Here is an 18151-nt window from a genome sequence, read left to right on the forward strand (position 1 = left end):
CATCTCTGCTGCTTCGTTGCGTCGTTCGGTAGAGATGCTTCGACAAGCTCAGCATGACGGACTTTTACCAACGCAACCGACGCAAAAAAGCCCCGAATCAAATTGATTCGGGGCTTTTTAATGCGCAGCTCAAAAGAGGCTACTGCTTCACCAGCTTCAGGCGCTGCGGCTGGCCGTCGAGCGTCAGCTGTAGGGTGTAGAGCCCGGCGGGCAGCGGCTGCAAGTCGCCTAGCGTCAGCTCCGAAGTACCAGCCGGCACCTCGATGGTGCGGGTGAGCACCACGCGGCCCCGGGCGTCGAGCAGGTGCAGGGTGGTGGCGGGCTGAGCCGCGGGGCTGCTCAGGCGCAGGCGCACTTCCGCGCCGAACGGGTTCGGGTGGGCGCTGAACTGTACTGCTTGCACCCGGCCAATCTGCACCGTGCGCGGGCCGAACAGGGCTTCGGTGCCGTCGAGGTCGAGCTGGCGCAGGCGGTAGAAGCGCAGGCCGGGCTGCTGGGCGTCGCGGTCCACGAAGCTGTACTGGCGGCGGCTGGTCGAGGTGGGCGTGGCGGGCAGCACCGTGCCGATGGTGCGGAACGTGCGCCCGTCGGTGGATACCTGCACTTCGTAGCGCAGCACGTCGAGCTCCTGGGCCGTTTCCCAGCGCACCAGCACCGTGCCGGCCGCCTGGGCCTGGGCGGTGAGCGAGACCAGCGAGATGGGCAGCGGCCCGGCGCCCTCGGCCAGCGTCCAGATGGAGAAGTGGCTCAGGCCGCGCTGCACCAGGGTATTGGTGCCGGTGTCGTGGCTCTGATGGTACTCCTGGTTCCAGGACGTGGCGTTGTTCGAGGAACTGAACAGCGTCAGGTTGTTCTTGTTCAGACCGTTCAGCTCCGCGTCGAGGTAGCGCAGCTCCATATCCACGTTCAGGCTCTGGTCCACGGCCGGCTGGATGTCGAAGGTGCGGCGGATGCTCAGGCGCATCGGACCTTCCGAGCGACTGTAGTAGAAGCCGGTGCTGCGCAGCACGGTGGTCAGGCCGGGCAGGGTGCTGCCGTGGGGCGTGAGCTTCAGGCCCAGGCCGGCGCAGGTGCTGGCCACGTCGGCGGCGCTCAGGTTCAGCGTGGTACGGATGCGCCCGTCCACGTACGCCGTTTCCGATTCGCCCACGAGCTGGGCGCCGGGCTCCAGCGTCACCGGGTCGGTGCCGGCCGAGATGCGGCCGCTCACAAAGCGCAGCGTGCCGCTCACGAAGATGTGGCCGGTGTGCAGCAGCGCCGCGCCGCTGGTTTTGTTGATGGTCAGGTTGGTGAAGTGCGCCTCGCCGGTCAGCGGCTGGTTCACGTCGCCGTCGAATTGCACGGTGCCGCCACTCAGCGCGCTGGTATTGCCGGCCGAGTGCTGCCAGCTGCCCCACACGCGCAGCAGGCCCCCGCTCATCAGCAGCCCGCCGGTGCCATCTACCGTGAGGTGGCGCACGGCCGCCGTGCCGCCGCCGATGCTCGGGTTGGGCCGCCCGCCGACGGCCGCAATGTAGGCGTCGGTGTTGGCGTCGGGCACGCAGTCGGTCCAGTTGCCGGCGTCAAACCAGTCGTTGCTGACCGCGCCCGTCCAGGTGCTCAGGGTGCCGCCGAGGGTCAGCACCAGCTGGTCCTGGGCCGGGCCGCAGGCACCGGCCGCGTCGGTGGTCAGCTTCAGGGTCACGGTGCCGGCCGTGCGGTCGGCTGCCGAGGGCTGGTAGGTGGCGTTCAGGGCCGTGGCATTGGGCGTGAAGGTGCCCGAGCCGGTGGCCGTCCAGGTGGCGCCGGAGGCCCCGCCGCCGATGCTGCCGCTCAGCGCGTAGCTGCCGCCGCCGCACACCGTGGCCGTAGCCGGGCCGGCGTCGGCGGTAGCCGGCTGGTCGATGAGCACCTGCACCGCGGTGCGGGCGCTTTCGCACTCCCCGCCGCTGCCGTTGGTCACCACGGCGGCCACGTAGTAGCTGCGGCTGCTGCTCACGCTCAGGATAAACGAGCTGCTGTTCGATACCACCGTGCCGCCGGTGGGCGCGTCGTACCAGCGGGCGGCGGCCCCGCCGCTCAGGCTGGCCGAGAGGCCCACGTTGCCCGCACCGCAGCGGCGCACCGGCGAGGCGGCGCTGATGACGCGCGGGGTGCCCACCGTCACGGCCACGGCCGAGGTGGTAGCCACGCGGCTCAGGCAGCGCGTCTGGGCCCGGAACCAGGTGTTGGCCGTCAGGGCCGGCGAGGTGTAGGTCAGTCCGTTGGCGCCGCTGATGTCGGTAAAGGTCACGTTGTCAGTCGACTGCTGCCACTGCACCTGCCCGTTGGCGGAACCGGCCAGGGTGAGCTGCACGCTGGTGTTTTCGCAAACGCCGGTGCTGCTAGGCGAAATGGCCCCGGCCGTGGGCCCGGCCACCGTGCGGGTAATGGCGGTGCCGAGCGGGTCGTTGGCCGGGTTGGCGTCGCCGCTGGCAGTGGCCGTGAGGGCGAAGGAGTAGGTGCCCGTGGCGCTCATGTCGAGGGTGCCGGCCGCCGCGTCGAGGGTGGCGCCGGCGGCCAGGGTGCCGGTGTTCAGGGTGCTGGTGAGGGTGCGGGTGCTGCCGCCCGGCACGGTTACCACGGCCGTTACGGTGATGGGGTTCAGGCTCAGGTCGAGGAGGCTGGCGCCGTCGTTTTTCACCGTCAGCAGCACCGGCTCAGCCGCGGAAAAGCAGCCGCCGACGGTCGGTGCGGCCAGGGCTACCGGGCGCACGTCGAGGCTGGCGCCGTTGCGCAGGTACACGTCGTCGAGGTGGAAGTCGTAGTCGGAGGCATTGCTGACGGCGCCCGAGTAGGCGAAGAACGCCACGATGATTTCCTGGCCGGCGTAGGCGCTAAGGTCTAGGTCGTAAAGGCCGAGCGTCCCGTTGTTAGGCGGCTGGTTGTTGGCGTCGAAGGTCAGCACGTGCGAAAAGCTCCCGCCGCAGTTTGTCGACACGCCCACGCGCACCACGTCGTCGGTGCCACTCATGGCGGTGGGGTCGGCGGCCAGCACGTTGTAATCGGTGATGCCGGCGCGGAACGACAGCCGGGTCGTGGCCGTGGCCAGCAGGCGCGGCCCGATCAGGAAGGCATACCGGCCGCTGCTGAAGATGTTGACCTTGGCCGTTTCGGTGAAGGCCACGCGCTGGGCCGGGGCGTTGCTGGTCCAGGCGGAGCTGGCGGGCGTCACCCCATCGACCGATTCAAACCAGCCCGGGTAGAGCGTGGGCAGGTTGTCGGCAAAGCCGGTGAAGGGCAGCTGCTGGGGCAGGACGGCCACGCCGTTCTGGCGGCGCGTCTGCTGGGCCAGCGCGTCGTTGCCGGTCGTCACGTCGCCGGTCAGCTGGGTGCTGGCGTCGAAGGTGTAGAGGCCGGCGGCGGTCAGGCTCACTTGGCCCAGCACCACGTCGGCGGTGCCGTTGGCGGGGATGGGCCCGGGCACGGTGGCCGTGAGCGTGGTTGTTACCGGACCGCCCACCGTCACCTGCACCGGCACGTTGCTCACCGGGCTGGCGCCGTAGTTCTGCACCCGCACCGTCACGTTTTCGGCGGCCGAGTAGCAGCCGGTGGTCAGCGGATTGAGCAGGGCCACCACGCCCACGTCGGCCGTGAGCGTGCCAATGAACAGGTCGTCGAGCAGCAGGTCGTAGTCGGGCGTGTTGTCGATGGGGCCGTCGGTGGCTTTCAGGGCCACGATGATCTGCTGGCCGGCGTAGGCGTCGAGCGGCACGACGAAGTCGACAAAGCCGCCGCCGTTGGTCGGCACATTGTTGTTGGCCGCCGAGATGGTGAAGACCGGCACGAACGAGCTGCCGCAGTCCGTCGACACGAGCACCTGCAGCGCGTCGTCGGTGCCATTGGCCATGCCGCCGGTGTTGTCGGGCGTGGTGGCGGGGCTGTTGTACTCGGCAATGGCGGCCTTGAAGCGCAGCACCGTGCTGGCCGTGGCCACCACCTTCGGGCCCACCAGCCAGTCCTGGCGGTTGACGGTGTAGAGGTTGATGCGGGCCACCGTGTTGCCGGGGAAGGCCGTGGTACTCTGGCCCCAGTTGCCGTCGTTCGGAGTGGGCAGGGCGGCGCCGGTGGCCTCGTACCAATTCGGAAACGGCGCGCTCAGGTTGCCGCCGGTGTAGCCCGTGAAGCTCACGTCCTGGGGCAGGGCGGCCGTGGGCAGCACCGTGCGGGTGGGGGCGGGCGTGAGGGTGTTGTTGCCGGCCACCGCGTCGCCGGGCGTGCTGATGCTCACGTTGAAGGTGTAGACGCCGGGCTGGGCCATGGGCAGCGGACCGGGCAGGCCCACCTGCCAGGGGCTGCCCACCGCCAGCGTGCCCGAGGTGAAGGTGTAGGTCAGTGTCTGCGTCACCGGCCCGCTCACCTGCACGGTGATGGTGACGGGCTGGGCGGCCGAGAAGGTGATGGGCGCCGAGCCGTTGTTGCGCAGGCGCACGGATACGGGCTCGTCGGTGGGGCTGTAGCAGCTGGTGGCGGTGGGGTAGAGCAGGGCATCCACGGCCAGGTCGAGGGCGGCGGGGCTGAACTCGTAGGCGCCCGCGTCGGGGGCGCTGCCACGGACGGCGCCGGTCAGGTCCGTCGTAACGGCGGCCAGCGGCGTGGCCTGGTTGTTCAGCAGGGTGTTGCTGGGCCGCAGCGCGGTGGCCGATTCAAACAGCGGATCCACGCTCAGGGAGTGCAGATCCTGGTTGACGGCCGGGCGCCAGTCCTCGATGCGGGCCTTGTCGACGGTGCCGCTGTTGAGCTGCGGGTTGCCCGCGGCGCCCACGAAGCCGTTGCCGGCGGTGGCCACGAACAGGTCGTTGTAATCCGACACCGAGCCCGCGCCGCCGAAGGGCGTGGTCACCGAGGAGTAGGGCGTCAGCCAGCAGTAGTGCTTGCCCTGGCCGGCGCCGGTGTGGTTGGCCAGCACGTTGTTGCGGAAGTTGAGCTTGGCCACGCTGCTGTTAGCCAGCTCGAAGCAGGTATTCGAGGCATTCAGCGAAGCCGAGCCATCGATGCGCACCGAGTTGTGCCACACGTTGGCCTCGTTGTTGTAGCCGCCGCTGGTGCCCAGGAAGAAGCCCGTAATCAGCCGCGAAATGGTGACCGGGCCGAGGTAAGGCGCGGCCGTCACGTCGGCCACGGCGTTGTTGTAGATGTTGAGAATCTGCCCGTTGTTGTCGTATGTAGTCACATACAGGCCAAAGGAGGGTGTGCTGTGGTTGTAGAACTGCCGGATGCCCGTCACCACGTTGCCGTACACGTTGGAGGCGTCGTTGCCCGTGCCGGCGTCGGTGGTGCTGGTCAGGTTGGTGCCCTTGCCCGAGCAGTACTCCAGGTAGATGCCCTGGGCCGGGGCGCCGATGACGTTCTGCACGCGGTTGTCGTGTACGCTCAGGCGGCGCACCATGAAGGCGCGGATGCCGTAGGCCGTCGTGGCGTTGTTGCCGATGGGCCCGCTGGCGTCGGCCGAGCCCAGGGTGCAGCCGCCGATTTCCAGGTCGTACTCCGGCCAGGTGGCGCCCATGCTCAGGGCCACGATGCCACTCTGGGCGCGGGTGATGGTCAGGTTCAGGTAGCGGTTGCCCTGGTTCAGGCCGGTGGCTGCGCTGGCCGAGGCGCTGCCCAGCTGCCCGTTCGACACCTGCACCACGCCGATAGTGGTGCTGGCCCCGCTCAGCGTGATGCTGGCGTTGCGGATGATGTTGCTGACGGCCCCGTTGGTGCCCGAGGCGCTGCGCACCCGGTAGCCGTAGCTGGCGCCGCCCGTCACGTCGATGCCGTCGAAGGTCACGTAGTCGGCGCCGAGCAAGTCGAAACCGGCCTCGGTGCCAGCGGCCGTTTGCAGCACTGGGTTGGCGCCCGCGCCGGTGCGGATGAAGGTGATGCGCCGGGTGCTGGTGCCGGAGGCCGTCAGCGCCGGCAGGGTTTCGCTCAAGGTCAGCCCGGCGGCCAGCTCAACGGTCACCGGCCCGGCCACGCCGTTGGCGTTCAGGGTATTGATGGCCGCCGTCAGGCTGCGGAAGTTGCTGGCGCTGGCCGCCTCGGCGGGCCGGATGGTATAAGTGCCGCTCAGCCCGGTCGGTACCTGGCTGGTCAGCAGTACGTTGTCGATGGCCGCCGGGGGCTGGGCGCCGCCGCTGCCGTCGTTGGTCCAGGTGAAGATCAGGCGCTGGCTGGTGCCGGCCAGGCTGGCGGACAGGTTCACGTCGGCCGTGGTGTAGGCGCTCTGGGTGTGCAGGTTGGTCAGCAGCAGCGTCACGCCAGTGCCGGCGGGCAGGGTGCCGGCCGCGGGCACGTACGAGGTCGGTGCCAGGTACACGCGCAGGTGGTCGTAGATACCCTCCCCCAGGCCGCGCCAGTCAAAGGAGAAGCGGATGGCCGTTTCGCCGGCCGGGAAGGCGACGTCGCGGTACAGGTGCGCCACGGCCGCCGAGCCCGTGGAATAGGCGTGGGGCAGGGTCGCGGGGTTGTTGCTGATGTAGGCGGCGCCCGTGCCGCCGGCCGCCGGGCCGTTGCCGGCGTTGGCACCGGCCACCCAGCGGTTGGTCAGCCCGCCATTGACGGCGACGAACGATCCAAATGAGCCGCCCTCAAACGACTCGGTGACGAGCGTGGTCTGGGCCGAGGCCAGCTGCGCCCAGAGGGCGGCCAGCAGGGTGAGCAGGCCGCCGCGCCGCCACAGGGCGGCGCGCCCGGCACCGGGTGGCCGCGCCGAACGCGGGAATACGTGTTTCATAGCAGGGTAGGGAAAGGGAACGGAAAGGGCAACACCGCGCCGCCCGGGCCCGCAGGCCCGGTTCAGCCGGAGAAAAAGCAAGGGTGAGCAAGGCCGGCCAAGCCGACTAGGCCAGCGCCGCTGGCGGCGCCCGGCAAGTACCTGGATACAGTACCAGCGGGCCGCAACAAAAGTAGAGGGGCCCAAGGGCGGGGCTTATCACATGAGAATGTGCCCTCCGCCTCACACAATAATGTGGTGCGCCGCATGGGCCGGACACTTATGACGGCCGGGGGGCTGAATGGTCGCTGCCCCGGTTGTGCGGTCCGCTTTAGCGGTACCGGGCCGTCGTATCGGGGCGGTGAAACGCAAAAAAGCCCCGCCGGCAGAACCGGCGGGGCTTTCTATGGAGATGCGGGGTGCCTATTGCTTCACCAGGCGCACCGTGCCGGTCTGGTCGGCCGAGGTCAGGCGCAGCAGGTAGGCACCGATGGGCAACTGCTCCTGCAGGCACTGGGCACCGGTCGGGAACGTGTAAGGGGTGGTGCTCGTGCCGGTGACGGTCTGTGGGTTAGCCCCGTTGGTGGTGTAGGCAAACGTCCACGGACCGGTGCCCGAATCTACTTATTGGCTTGAATAAATACTGACTTATCGCGCTGATTATTTGCACATTTAGCGGAATGCGTCCTGTGGCTATCTGAATATCGGATAACAGTGTGCGGATACTATTCTCAAGTATTGATTAGCGCCTTGGCCTGCGGAGCTACCGTCAGCTGGGCCAGGAAAAGCAGCGCCTCGTGGTAGTGCTGGCGCAGGGCGATGAACTGCTGCCAGGCCGCGTCGGCGTCGGGGCGCAGGGGCAGGCCGCAGTCGGCCAGCTGCCGCCGGGCTTCCTCGAAGTCGGCCCGGCGCGGCTCGTCGGTGAGGGGGCTGTGGCCGTTGTGCAGGAGCGGATTGGGACGGGTATGCATGTGCTCCGTGAAAAAGCGGTGCACGTGGTCCAGCGCCATGCAGCCGGCCTTGAAGCAGGCGTCGCGGTGGGCGCTGCCGGGCAGGTCCACGCTGCTGGTGAGCAGGGCGCTGGCGTCGAGAATCACGCCCGCGGCCGTCACCCAGGAGCGGCCGGGCTGCGGCGAGCGGAAAAAGGAGAGAATGGGCAGCGAGGTGTGCGACTCCTCGATTTCCACAAACCACTCTTCCCAGCGCTGCCACAGCTCCGGGTTGTCGGTGAGGCAGCCGGCCTGCTGCAGCCAGGTGAGCAGGGCCGTAACCGAGCCCGGCGTGCCGGCGCGCAGCTCCAGCCGGGCTACCACCAATTCCCGCCGCGAAAACGACTGGTAGATGGTGGGCAGGTAGGAAATCAGCAGGGTAAGCAGCAGCAGGCCCAGCGCCGCTTCGGAGTAGGAGAGGGCCGAGGCTACCAGGCCGCGACTGGGCTCATCGGCCCCGATGGTGAGCAGGGAGCTGGCGCTGATGCGGTAGCAGCGGGCCCAGGTGCCTTCGTGCAGGGCCCAGAATACGCCCGTGTACGCTATTGAAAGCAGCGTCAGCCAGAAAATGGGCAGGGCCACCAGGGCCACCGGGGCGTACATGGCCAGCACCCGGTCGCGGCCCCCGTAGGTGCGCGTGCGGGTCGCTACGCCGTAAAACACCCAGCGCACCGCCTGAAACAACCAGCCGTTGAGCAGCACCGACTGGTTGCGCGGCAGCACAAACGAGCGAATGGCGGCCGACAAGGTCAGCACGACCAGCAGCAGCCCGGCCAGCAGCACCGCTCCGCGTAACAATAAGTCCCAGGACATCAGGCGGAAAGCGGGCTAAGACGGTGCGGCATACAACGTTGTACGGCCCGGGCGCCCCACTGTTGAGCAGCAGGTACTTATCCCCTGAAGATGTGAGGCGCCGGACGGGGCTTTGGCCTGGTGCTTGTTGCCACCGCTCCTACCAACGAAAACAAACCACTACCCCCATGAACCGCTTCCCGATCTTCGCCTTCCCAAGCCCTGCGCTGCTGCTGGGCGGCGCCTTGCTGGCCCTGGCCAGCTGCTCCACCACCAGCCGCATTTCCATGCAGGTGCCGGCCCAGCTGTCGGCCGCCGCGCCGCTGCCCGTCACGGGCAAGCAGGGCTTCCGGCACAGCTACCAGTTCGGCGAGTTTGCCACCGCCCAGGTCAAGCAGGGCTGGTTTGGCACCTCTTCGTGGTCCTGGGGCAATGCTGCCGGCGGCTGGCTGCCCGCGCCGGTGTGGTTCGATCAGACCCGCGCCAAGCAAAAAAGCTCCTTCACCATGCAGCCGGTGGCCGGCACCGCCTGGGAAGCCCAGTGCGCCTTCTTCGCCCACAGCGACGATTTGCGCCTCAGCCCCACGCCCAACAGCAACATCGGCGTGACCCTGTTCAGCGAGGAGTTCTACAGCAGCATTATCAAGGCGCCGAACCAGCCCACCTGGCAGCTGATTCTGGAAAGCAAAAACCAGCTCGGCGACCGGCCCCAATTCGCCCGCGGCACGCTCTCCAACGGCGACTCGGTGCTGCAGGTGCGGCCCATTGCCCAGCTGCTGCGCCGCGACGGCCGGCCCATGACCCTGCCCTTCGGCGTGCCCGTCGGCTACGAGTTTGCCCGGTCCGACGGCTCGGTGGTGGCGGCCGTGGAGCTGATGGGCCGCGGCCGGGTGTGGGTGGCGCCCACGCTCACGCCCGCCGTGAAAGGCCCCGTGGCCGCCGCCCTCACCGCCATGCTGATTCACCAGCAGCGCATGTAGCGGCGCCGCCAAGGCATGAAAAAGGCCGGAACTGCTTCCGGCCTTTTTTCGGGGGCTACTTCTTCGGTCGCTCCTTCCACTGCTGGCGGAACGACTTCGGTGCCAGCTTGATGGCGTCGCGGCGCTTGCTCCAGCCCACTTGGCCCAACAGGCGCTCCAGCACCCAGTTTTTGGCCGCGGTCGGGGCCAGGCTCCAGGTCCAGCGGTGCTTCATGCCGTAGAGCCAGAGCTTGATGCCGCGCTCCTCATCCTTGTCGTTCAGGTGTTCCCGCACCGACTGCTGCCGGTTGAGCAGCAGGATGTTGTGAATCGGAATGCGGACGGGGCACACCGACGAGCAGGCCCCGCACAGGGAGGAGGCGTAGCTCAGGTGCTTGTTTTCCTCGAAGCCGGCCAGGTGCGGGGTGATGATGGAGCCGATGGGGCCGGAGTAGGTGGTTTCGTAAGTGTGGCCGCCGATGTTCTTGTACACCGGGCACACGTTCAGGCAGGCGCCGCAGCGGATGCACTGCAGGGCCTCGCGCTTGTCGGGCTGGGCCAGCAGGTTGGTGCGGCCGTTGTCGAGCAGCACCACGTACATTTCGTCGGGGCCGTCTTTTTCCAGCGGCTGGCGCGGGCCCAGGTACACCGTGTTGTACACCGTCAGCTGCTGGCCGGTGCCGCTGGTGCTCAGCAGGGGCCAGAACAGGTCCAGGTCCTGCAGCGTCGGAATCAGCTTTTCGATGCCGACGACGGCAATGTGGGTGCGCGGAAAGGTGGCCGAAAGGCGGGCGTTGCCCTCGTTTTCGGTTACGGCCACGCCGCCCACGTCGGCCACCAGGAAGTTGCCGCCCGTCACGCCCACTTCGGCCGCGGTGTACTTACCGCGCAGCAGCTTGCGGGCCGTGGCCACCAGCTTCTGCGCGTCGTCGGTCGGCTCAATGTGCAGGTGCTTGACGAAGATGTCGGCAATGTCCTTTTTGCTCAGGTGCATGGCCGGCGTCACGATGTGGTAGGGCCGCTCCCCGTTGAGCTGCACGATGTACTCGCCCAGGTCCGTCTCCACTGATTCCACCCCGTTTTGCTCCAGGAAGTGGTTGAGGTGAATTTCCTCGGTGGTCATGCTCTTGGCCTTCACCACGGTGCGGGCCCGCTTGCGCGCCACGATTTTGCCGATTTCCGTCAGGGCCTCTTTAGCATCCTGCGCCCAGATGACCTTGCCGCCGCGCTTGGTGAAGTTCTCCTCCCACTGCAGCAGGTACTGGTCAAGGTTGTTGACAATCTGTGACTTGCGGTAGGCGGCGCGGGAGCGGGCCAATTCATGGTCGCGGTACCAGCCCAGGCCGGTCTGCACCGCCGTGTTGTACTTGCCGATGTTGAAGCGAATCTTGCGCCGGTGCTCCAGGTCGAAGGCTTTCGAGTCGGAGTCAGTCAGAAATTGCGCAGCTTTACCCGAAGAAATCATAGAGTCAATTACCTGAAAATGAGCTGCCCCGGCGGCAGAATCTATGGCGCTACCTCGCATTCCCCAGCCGTTGCCCGCCGCGGGCTTCGCCGTACCGATTGACGGAATTAAGTACCGGGCGCTGCTGCTGGGGTTCTTTCCGGTGCATTCCCACAACAGCCTGAGCCCGCAACTGTTGCTCTACCCGACGCACCTCGTCATCAAGGTCATCGGCACCAGTCAGTACGAATATAAGGCCTTGCGGGAAGTCGGGTACCGGCCCGAGCAGTTTCTGAGCCGCGCCAAAGTCGAGCTACGCTTCACCGACGGCGCCCGGTACTACCTGACGGTGTCGTACCCGAGCGTGGAGCGGCAACTGCTGCAGTTCTTCTACGACCTGGAAGCGCCCCTGTCCGGTGCGGCCCTGCGGACCCTGGAGGCGCCGGCCACCTAAGGCTTGTTGGAGTCGACTACCGGGCGCTGGTCCTGGTTGGCCAGCTCCCAGGCGGTGAAGAAAACCAGCCGGGCGCGGTCGGCCAGCTTGTCGAACTCAATCTTGTCCACGTCGTCGGTGGCCTTGTGGTAGTCCTGGTGCAGGCCGCTGGTGTAGAAAATGACCGGGATGCCGTGGCGGGCGAAGTTGTAGTGGTCGGAGCGGTAGTACAGCTTCTCCTCGTCCTTGGGGTCGTTGTAGAAGTAGTCCAGCTTGAGCTTGGCGTACTTGGTATTGGCCGCCTCGCTGAGCGCGTGAAGGCCCGAGCTGAGCTTATCGGAGCCGATGAGGTAGAGGTAGCGCTCCGAGGCCGAATGACGTTTGTCGGTGCGGCCCACCATGTCGATGTTCAGGTCCGTCACCGTCTGGGCCAGCGGCACCACCGGGTGGCCGGTGTAGAAGTCGGAGCCAAGCAGGCCGCGCTCCTCGCCGGCGTTGAGCAGGAACAGAATGCTGCGGCGCGGACCGTGCCCTTCAGCCTTGGCCTTGACGAAAGCCTGGGCCAGCTCCAGCACCGCCGAGGTGCCCGAGCCGTCGTCGTCGGCCCCGTTGTAGATGGTGTCGTGCTGAATGCCTACGTGGTCGTAGTGCGCCGAAATGACCACGACTTCGTCCTTTTTGTCGCTGCCTTCCAGCAAACCCAGCACGTTTTCGGAGGCCAGCTCGGTACGCAGCTGCGGCAGGGTAGCCGTGAAGGCGCGCGGCGTGAAGACGACTTTCGGCGGCTGCTGATTCTGGTACGCCGTCACCACGTACTGCCCCAGCTCCTGCGGACCGATGCCGAGCAGGGCCGCGCCGAGGTCCAGCGAGGTGAGGTAGGAGCCGATGCCGGTGGGCGGGGCCTCGGTGAGCATGAAGCCGGTGAGCGGCTGGCGCACCGGAGCCGTCAGCTCGTAGCCGGGCTCACTCAGGGCCTCGCCCATGCTTTCGGCCATGGGGCCAAAAGTCGCGCCGGGCGCGAAGGTTATCATGAAGATGCTGCGGGCGCCTTTGTCGCGGGCCAGGGCGGCTTTGCGGAAGGTGGAGCTCCACTCCGATTCCTGCTTGGTGCCCGAGAGCAGGTAGTGCCCGCGCCCGTCGGTCGGCTCGCCCTGCAGCACGATGAGGTCCTTGCCCTTCACGTCCAGGCCGGCGTAGTCACTGTACTTGTCGGTTTCGATGCCGAAGCCGAGGAACACCGGCTCGGCCTTGGTTTCGGTGCGGAAAGGGGAGGGGCCGAAGCCCACGAAGTCGCGGCCGGCCTGGAAGGTCTGCGGGCCCACGCGCAGCTGCCCGGGCCCATCCGGGGCGTAGCGCACCAGCCCGAACGGCTGCAGGTAGGGGCTCACTCCACCCGGCACCGGCCCGGTCAGCCCCAGCTCCCTGAAGCGGGCCGCGAGGTAGTCGGCGGCCATTTTCTGGCCCTTCTCCCCGGTAGCGCGGCCTTCGTAGGCATCCGAGGCCAAAATGCCGAGGTGCTGGCGCAGGTCGGCGGCGGTGATGGTGCCGGCGTAGGTGACGGCCGCGTCGTCGGCTGCCGGGGCGGCGGCGCTGGTTTTGGTCTTGACTTTAACCTTGCCCTGGGCCTGGGCCGAGAAGCTGCTAAGCCCGACGCTGCCGGCCAGCAGCAGCGTCAGAAAGGAAATTCGCATACGAAGGGACTATACGCTCAAATGGCTGGCTGTTCTGAGTCGGCAGAACAGCCAGCCATTTAACAATTTGGCAATTTAACAATTCCCCTACGGCTTGTTGGAGTCGACCACGATGCGGTTGTCGCGGTTCACCAGCTCCCAGGCGGTGTGAAACACCAGCTGGTCACGCTTGGCCATCAGCGGAAACTCGATTTTGTCGATGTCGTCGGTGGGCTGGTGGTAGTCGGCATGGTCGCCGGTGGTGTAGAAGATGACCGGTACCTTGTGCTTGGCGAAGTTGTAGTGGTCGGAGCGGTAGTACACGCGCTCCGGGTCGTTGGGGTCGTTGTAGCGGTAGCCCAGGTCGAGCTGAGTGTACTTCCGGTTGGCTTCCTCGTTGATGGCGTGCAGCTCCGAGCTGAGCTTATCGGAGCCCACCAGCTCCACGTACTGGTCGCCGGCCTTGTGCTTGTCGTCGTAGCGGCCCACCATGTCCATGTTCAGGTCGGCAATGGTCTGGGTGAGCGGAATGACGGGGTTATCGGTGTAGTACTCCGAGCCGAACAGGCCTTCTTCCTCGCCGGTCACCGTCAGAAACAGCATGCTGCGGCGCGGGCCGTGGCCCTCGGCCTTGGCCTTGACGAAAGCCTCGGCCAGCTCAATCACCGACACCGTGCCCGAGCCGTCGTCGTCGGCACCGTTGTACACCTTGCCGTCCTTGATGCCCAGGTGGTCGTAGTGCGCCGACAGCACCAGCACCTCGTCTTTCTTATCCGAGCCTTCGAGCAGGCCCATCACGTTTTCGGTGGCGAAGGTGTCGGTCTTGCGCGGGTTGCGCAGGGTCAAGGTAGCGGGCTTGAAGGGCGACTTCACCGGCTGCCCGGCGGCGGCCACCGCCGCCTGGTACTTGGCCAGCCCGTCGGCCGAGGTGCGCAGCAGCTCGTAGCCCACCGCCGGCGACACCGTGAACGAGGCGGCGCGGGCCGGGCCCTGCTTGCCCGGGAAATTCAGGCGCGGCTGGTTCAGGAAGGGCTTGATGCGCGTCAGCAGCTGCGTGAACTTCTCCGCGTCGGGGCTGATGACGATGATGGAGCGCGGGTTTTTGCGCATGGCCAACGACTCCTTGGCGCGCCCTTCACCCCACTTGCTGGGCTTGCCGTCTTTGCCCAGCAAGGGCTTGCCGTCCTTCAGCGGCTCCCCGCCCAGGATGATGAGGTCCTTGCCGGCCACGTCGAGGCCGGCGTAGTCGTTGTAGCCTTCCTGCTCGATGCCGTAGCCCACGAACACCGGCTCCACCACCGTCGGCTGCGCGAAGGCGGCGCTGCCGCCCACGTAGTAGTCCTCCAGCGGCTTGAAGCTGCGCTTGCCCACCTGCAGCAGCATCTGGTCGTAGGCCCAGGTGCTGCGCTCCATCGTAAAGTGCTGGATGTAGGGGTTGTCGGAGTTCTGCACCGGCCCGACGAGCCCCAGCGCCTTGAACTGCAGGGCAATGTACTCGGCGGCCATCTTCTGGCCTTTCTGGCCGGTTTCGCGGCCCTCGTACTCGTCGGAGGCCAGCACCGTGAGGTGCTTGCGCAGGTCTTCGGGCGTGATGGTGCTGGCGTAGGTCACCGACCAATCAGTAGGCGCGGCCGCAGCGGCCGGGGCCTGCTCGGTCTTGGTCTTGACTTTCACCTTGGCTTTCTGGGCCAGGGCGGGCGCGCTGCCGACGGCCAGGGCCGCCAGCAGCAGGGGGAGAAACGGTTTGGGCATGAATGCGAAGCGGGGTAAGCGAGGTGCTGGTTGTGGGAGAGAGAAAGGGCAAAACGGACAAATGGCCGGCGGTTCTGCTAACCAGAACGACCAGCCATTTAGCCAGCGGTAAGTTACGCGTCCGTTACGGCTTATTCGAGTCGACTACGATGCGGTTTTCGCGGTTGGCCAGGTCCCAGGCCGAGTAGTACACCAGGCGGGCGCGCTTCTCCATCTTCGGAAACTCAATCTTGTCCACCTCGTCCTTGGGGCCGTGGTAGTCGGCGTGCACGCCGTTGAAGAAGAAGGCCACCGGGATTTTGTGCTTGGCGAAGTTGTAGTGGTCCGAGCGGTAGTAGAAGCGGTTCGGGTCCTGCGGGTCGTTGAAGCGGTAGTCCAGGTCGATGGGGCCGTACTGCTTGTTGGCGTTTTCCACGATGTTATACAGCTCCGAGGAGAGCTTGTCCGAGCCGATGACGTACACGTAGTCGGGCTTGCCCTCGTGCTCCTTGTCGGTGCGGCCCACCATGTCGATGTTCAGGTCGGCAATGGTGCGCTCCAGCGGAAACACGGGGTGGTCGGTGTAGTACTCCGAGCCCAGCAGGCCCTTCTCTTCGCCCGTCACCGTCAGGAACAGGATGCTGCGGCGCGGGCCGTGCCCGGCGGCTTTGGCCTGGGTAAAGGCTTCCGCCATTTCCAGCACTGACACCGTGCCCGAGCCGTCGTCGTCGGCGCCGTTGTGCACCTCCCCGCTGATGATGCCGATGTGGTCGTAGTGCGCCGACACCACCAGGATTTCATCCTTCTTGTCGGTGCCTTCGAGGAAGCCCAGCACGTTTTCGGTGGTGAACTGCTCGCGCTTCTTGGGCGCCGTGACGACCACGGAAGCCGGCTTAAACGAGCTGGCCGGCTTGCCCGCCGCCGCGGCCGTGCGGTACTTGCCCAGGGCCGCCTCATTGGTGCCCAGCAGCTTCAGGCCCACCGCCGGCGACACGAAGAGCGTGGCCGCGCGGCTTTCCTTTTTGTCCATAAAGCTGATGCTGGGCCGGCCCAGGTAGGGCGTCAGCCGCGACAGGGCTTTGTCGAAGTCGTCCTTGCTGGCCGCCACGAAGAACACCGAGCGGGCCCCTTTCTGGGTGGCCAGCGCCGATTTGGCGCGGTAGTCGTTGCCCCATTTGGTCGGCTTTTCGTCTTTGCTGAGCGTGGGCTTGCCGTCCTTCATCGGCTCCCCCAGCAGCACCACCACATCCTTGCCCTTCACGTCGAGGCCGGCGTAGTCGTTGTAGCCTTCCTGTTCGATGCCGTAGCCCACGAACACCGGCTGCAGCGTGGTGGCCTGGTCGAAGGGCGAGTTGCCGGCGGCGTAGAAGTCCTTCATCCACTGGAAGCTCTGCCCGCCCACTTTCAGCGTGCCGGTGCCCGCCCAGGTGCTGCGCTCCATAGTGAAGTGCTGCAGGTAGGGGTTATCGGAGCCTTGCACCGGGCCCACCAGGCCCAGCTCCTTGAAGCGGTTGGCAATGTAGTCGGCGGCCATTTTCTGGCCCTTCTCGCCGGTTTCGCGGCCCTCGTATTCGTCCGAAGCCAGCACGGTGAGGTGCTTGCGCAGGTCGGCCTGGGTGATGCCCTCGGCGTAGGTGCGGGCATTATCGATGGGCACCGGGGCCTGCTTGGTGGGAGCCGGGGCAGCCGGGGCGGTTTCGGGCATGGCCGCGGCCTCAATTTTGGCCTTGCGCTTGACCTTTACTTTCTGCTTGGCGTCCTGGGCCACGGCCGGGCTGGCCAGCAGCACCGCGGCCAGCAGCACCGGCATTAGTTTATACGACATGGGGAGAGGGAGTGAGGATGCCGCCCGAGCAGGCGGCCGGGGTTTTGGTGAGGGGAATGGAGTGAGGTAGCGGCAAAGACGGCCGCGCCCGCCGAGGGTTGCGGACGATGTAGCGCGAACTTTTAGTTCGCGTTGCCCAGAACGTAACCGCGCGGGAATACGCGAACTGAAAGTTCGCGCTACATCCGCGTGATGAGTACCGCCGCGTAAGCCGCCACGCCCTCACGCCGGCCCACAAAGCCCAGCTTTTCGGTGGTCGTGGCTTTGATGCTCACGTCGTCGATATCGATGCCCATGACCTCGGCCAGTACGCGCTGCATCTCGGGAATGTGCGGGTTCACCTTGGGCGCCTCCAGGCAGATGGTCGAGTCGATGTTGCCGATCTGGTAGCCCCGCTCGCGCAGCAGGCGCGTCACCTCCGCCAGCAGCCGCTTGCTGTCGATGCCCTTGTACTGCGGGTCGGTGTCGGGGAAGTGGAAGCCGATGTCGCGCAGGTTGGCCGCGCCCAGCAAGGCGTCGCAGATGACGTGGATGAGCACGTCGGCATCGGAGTGGCCGAGGGCGCCGTGGGTGTGCGGCACCTGAATGCCGCCGAGCCAGAACGGCAGGCCTTCCTGGAGCTGGTGAACGTCGTAGCCGAAGCCGGTACGGATGCGCATGGGCAAAATGGTGATGTTGTGAAGTGGTGAAATGGTGAGTGGGCCACCGAGGCGCAAGGTACGACGAGGGGGAAAAGAACCTCGGCCTCGGCTCTGCCTAGGATTGTGGGCTGAGCGAGGCTGTCAGGCCCCGGTGATAAAAATTCATCTTCTCCGATAAAGTATTTCCGCGCCGGCCGCGTCTGCCCGCGCACAGCTGTTTCGGGAACCAAGCCTCACATGATTATGTCAGCAAAAAAACTGATGGAAACTTTGGATTCACTGAAAGTTTCCGTTGTACCTTTGTGGCGTGAGTATGGAAATCAAGGACCGGATTCTGCTGACCGCCGTCGAGCTGTTTATGCGCAACGGTATCCGCAGCGTTTCGATGGACGACATTGCCGCCCAGCTCGGCATGTCGAAAAAGACCCTCTACAAGTGGTTCGATAACAAAGACCAGATCGTGCTAGCCACCATGCAGCAGCACCTCTGCAAAGAGGAATCGGACTGCGAAATGGTGTTTGCCGCCGGCGCCAACGCGCTGGAGGAGAGCTACAACCTGATGCAGTGGCACAAGACCATGCTCTCGGGCATCAACCCGAGCATCTTCCACGAGCTGCAGAAGTACTACCCCGAAGCCTGGGCGCTGTTTGAGCAGCACAAGAACACCTTCATCTTGCGCAAAATCATCGAAAACCTGCGCCGGGGCATCGAAGAAGGCCTGTTCCGCCCCGACCTCGACGTGGAAGTACTGGCCCGGCTGAAGCTGGCCGAAATCGAGCTGATGTTCGACGCCCGCGTATTCCCGACCCGGCAATTCGAGCTGCAGCGCCTGCACACGGTCACCGTCGAGCATTTTCTCTACGGCATCTGCACCCTGAAGGGGCACCGCCTCATCAACGAGTACCGTCAGCTGACGGAAGCTGAATAAACCACCAACCCGCTCTCACCATTC

At 66.2% G+C, this 18151-nt stretch carries 10 protein-coding genes; 3 read left to right on the forward strand and 7 right to left on the reverse strand.

Annotated features, from left to right (window positions below):
• Nucleotides 1–139: 139 nt before the first annotated feature.
• The gene (locus FDY95_RS06380) at nucleotides 140–6736 is read right to left on the reverse strand and encodes an Ig-like domain-containing protein (protein WP_138075912.1); all 6597 of its coding nucleotides are present in this window, start codon (nucleotides 6734–6736) and stop codon (nucleotides 140–142) included.
• A gap of 710 nt (nucleotides 6737–7446) precedes the next feature.
• Entirely contained in the window at nucleotides 7447–8517 is a 1071-nt protein-coding gene (locus FDY95_RS06385) for a hypothetical protein (protein WP_138075913.1), read from the reverse strand.
• A 167-nt stretch (nucleotides 8518–8684) separates the two neighbouring features.
• On the opposite strand from FDY95_RS06385, the gene FDY95_RS06390 reads away from it, so the two are divergent.
• Nucleotides 8685–9476: a hypothetical protein gene (locus FDY95_RS06390; protein ID WP_138075914.1), complete on the forward strand. Its 792-nt coding sequence runs from the start codon at nucleotides 8685–8687 to the stop codon at nucleotides 9474–9476.
• 55 nt (nucleotides 9477–9531) lie between these two features.
• Here the strand turns inward: FDY95_RS06390 and FDY95_RS06395 are convergent, their stop codons facing one another.
• Nucleotides 9532–10920, reverse strand: coding sequence for a LutB/LldF family L-lactate oxidation iron-sulfur protein (locus FDY95_RS06395; RefSeq protein WP_138075915.1), 1389 nt, complete (start codon nucleotides 10918–10920; stop codon nucleotides 9532–9534).
• Nucleotides 10921–10963: 43 nt separating this feature from the next.
• Between FDY95_RS06395 and FDY95_RS06400 the strand changes: the two genes are divergently transcribed.
• Nucleotides 10964–11353 carry a hypothetical protein gene (locus FDY95_RS06400; protein WP_138075916.1) on the forward strand — a complete coding sequence of 130 codons (390 nt, stop codon included), beginning with the start codon at nucleotides 10964–10966 and terminating at the stop codon, nucleotides 11351–11353.
• Here the strand turns inward: FDY95_RS06400 and FDY95_RS06405 are convergent.
• The 4 genes from FDY95_RS06405 to ispF form a co-directional block, all read right to left on the reverse strand.
• On the reverse strand, nucleotides 11350–13023 hold the full coding sequence (locus FDY95_RS06405) for a M28 family peptidase (protein ID WP_138075917.1): 1674 nt from the start codon (nucleotides 13021–13023) through the stop codon (nucleotides 11350–11352). The genes FDY95_RS06400 and FDY95_RS06405 overlap by 4 nt on opposite strands.
• 87 nt (nucleotides 13024–13110) lie before the next feature.
• Nucleotides 13111–14754, reverse strand: a complete 1644-nt coding sequence (locus FDY95_RS06410) for a M28 family peptidase (RefSeq protein WP_138075918.1) — start codon at nucleotides 14752–14754, stop codon at nucleotides 13111–13113.
• Between the two features lie 124 nt (nucleotides 14755–14878).
• Nucleotides 14879–16558 carry a M28 family peptidase gene (locus FDY95_RS06415; RefSeq protein ID WP_246073945.1) on the reverse strand — a complete coding sequence of 560 codons (1680 nt, stop codon included), beginning with the start codon at nucleotides 16556–16558 and terminating at the stop codon, nucleotides 14879–14881.
• Nucleotides 16559–16737: 179 nt separating this feature from the next.
• On the reverse strand, nucleotides 16738–17217 hold the full coding sequence (gene ispF / locus FDY95_RS06420) for a 2-C-methyl-D-erythritol 2,4-cyclodiphosphate synthase (RefSeq protein WP_138075919.1): 480 nt from the start codon (nucleotides 17215–17217) through the stop codon (nucleotides 16738–16740).
• Nucleotides 17218–17512: 295 nt separating this feature from the next.
• Between ispF and FDY95_RS06425 the strand changes: the two genes are divergently transcribed.
• Nucleotides 17513–18127 (forward strand): TetR/AcrR family transcriptional regulator, encoded by a 615-nt coding sequence (locus FDY95_RS06425; protein WP_138075920.1) that lies wholly within the window; start codon nucleotides 17513–17515, stop codon nucleotides 18125–18127.
• Nucleotides 18128–18151: the final 24 nt, after the last annotated feature.

This window comes from Hymenobacter jeollabukensis (genome assembly GCF_005771675.1).
In the GTDB taxonomy this organism is placed as follows: domain Bacteria; phylum Bacteroidota; class Bacteroidia; order Cytophagales; family Hymenobacteraceae; genus Solirubrum; species Solirubrum jeollabukense.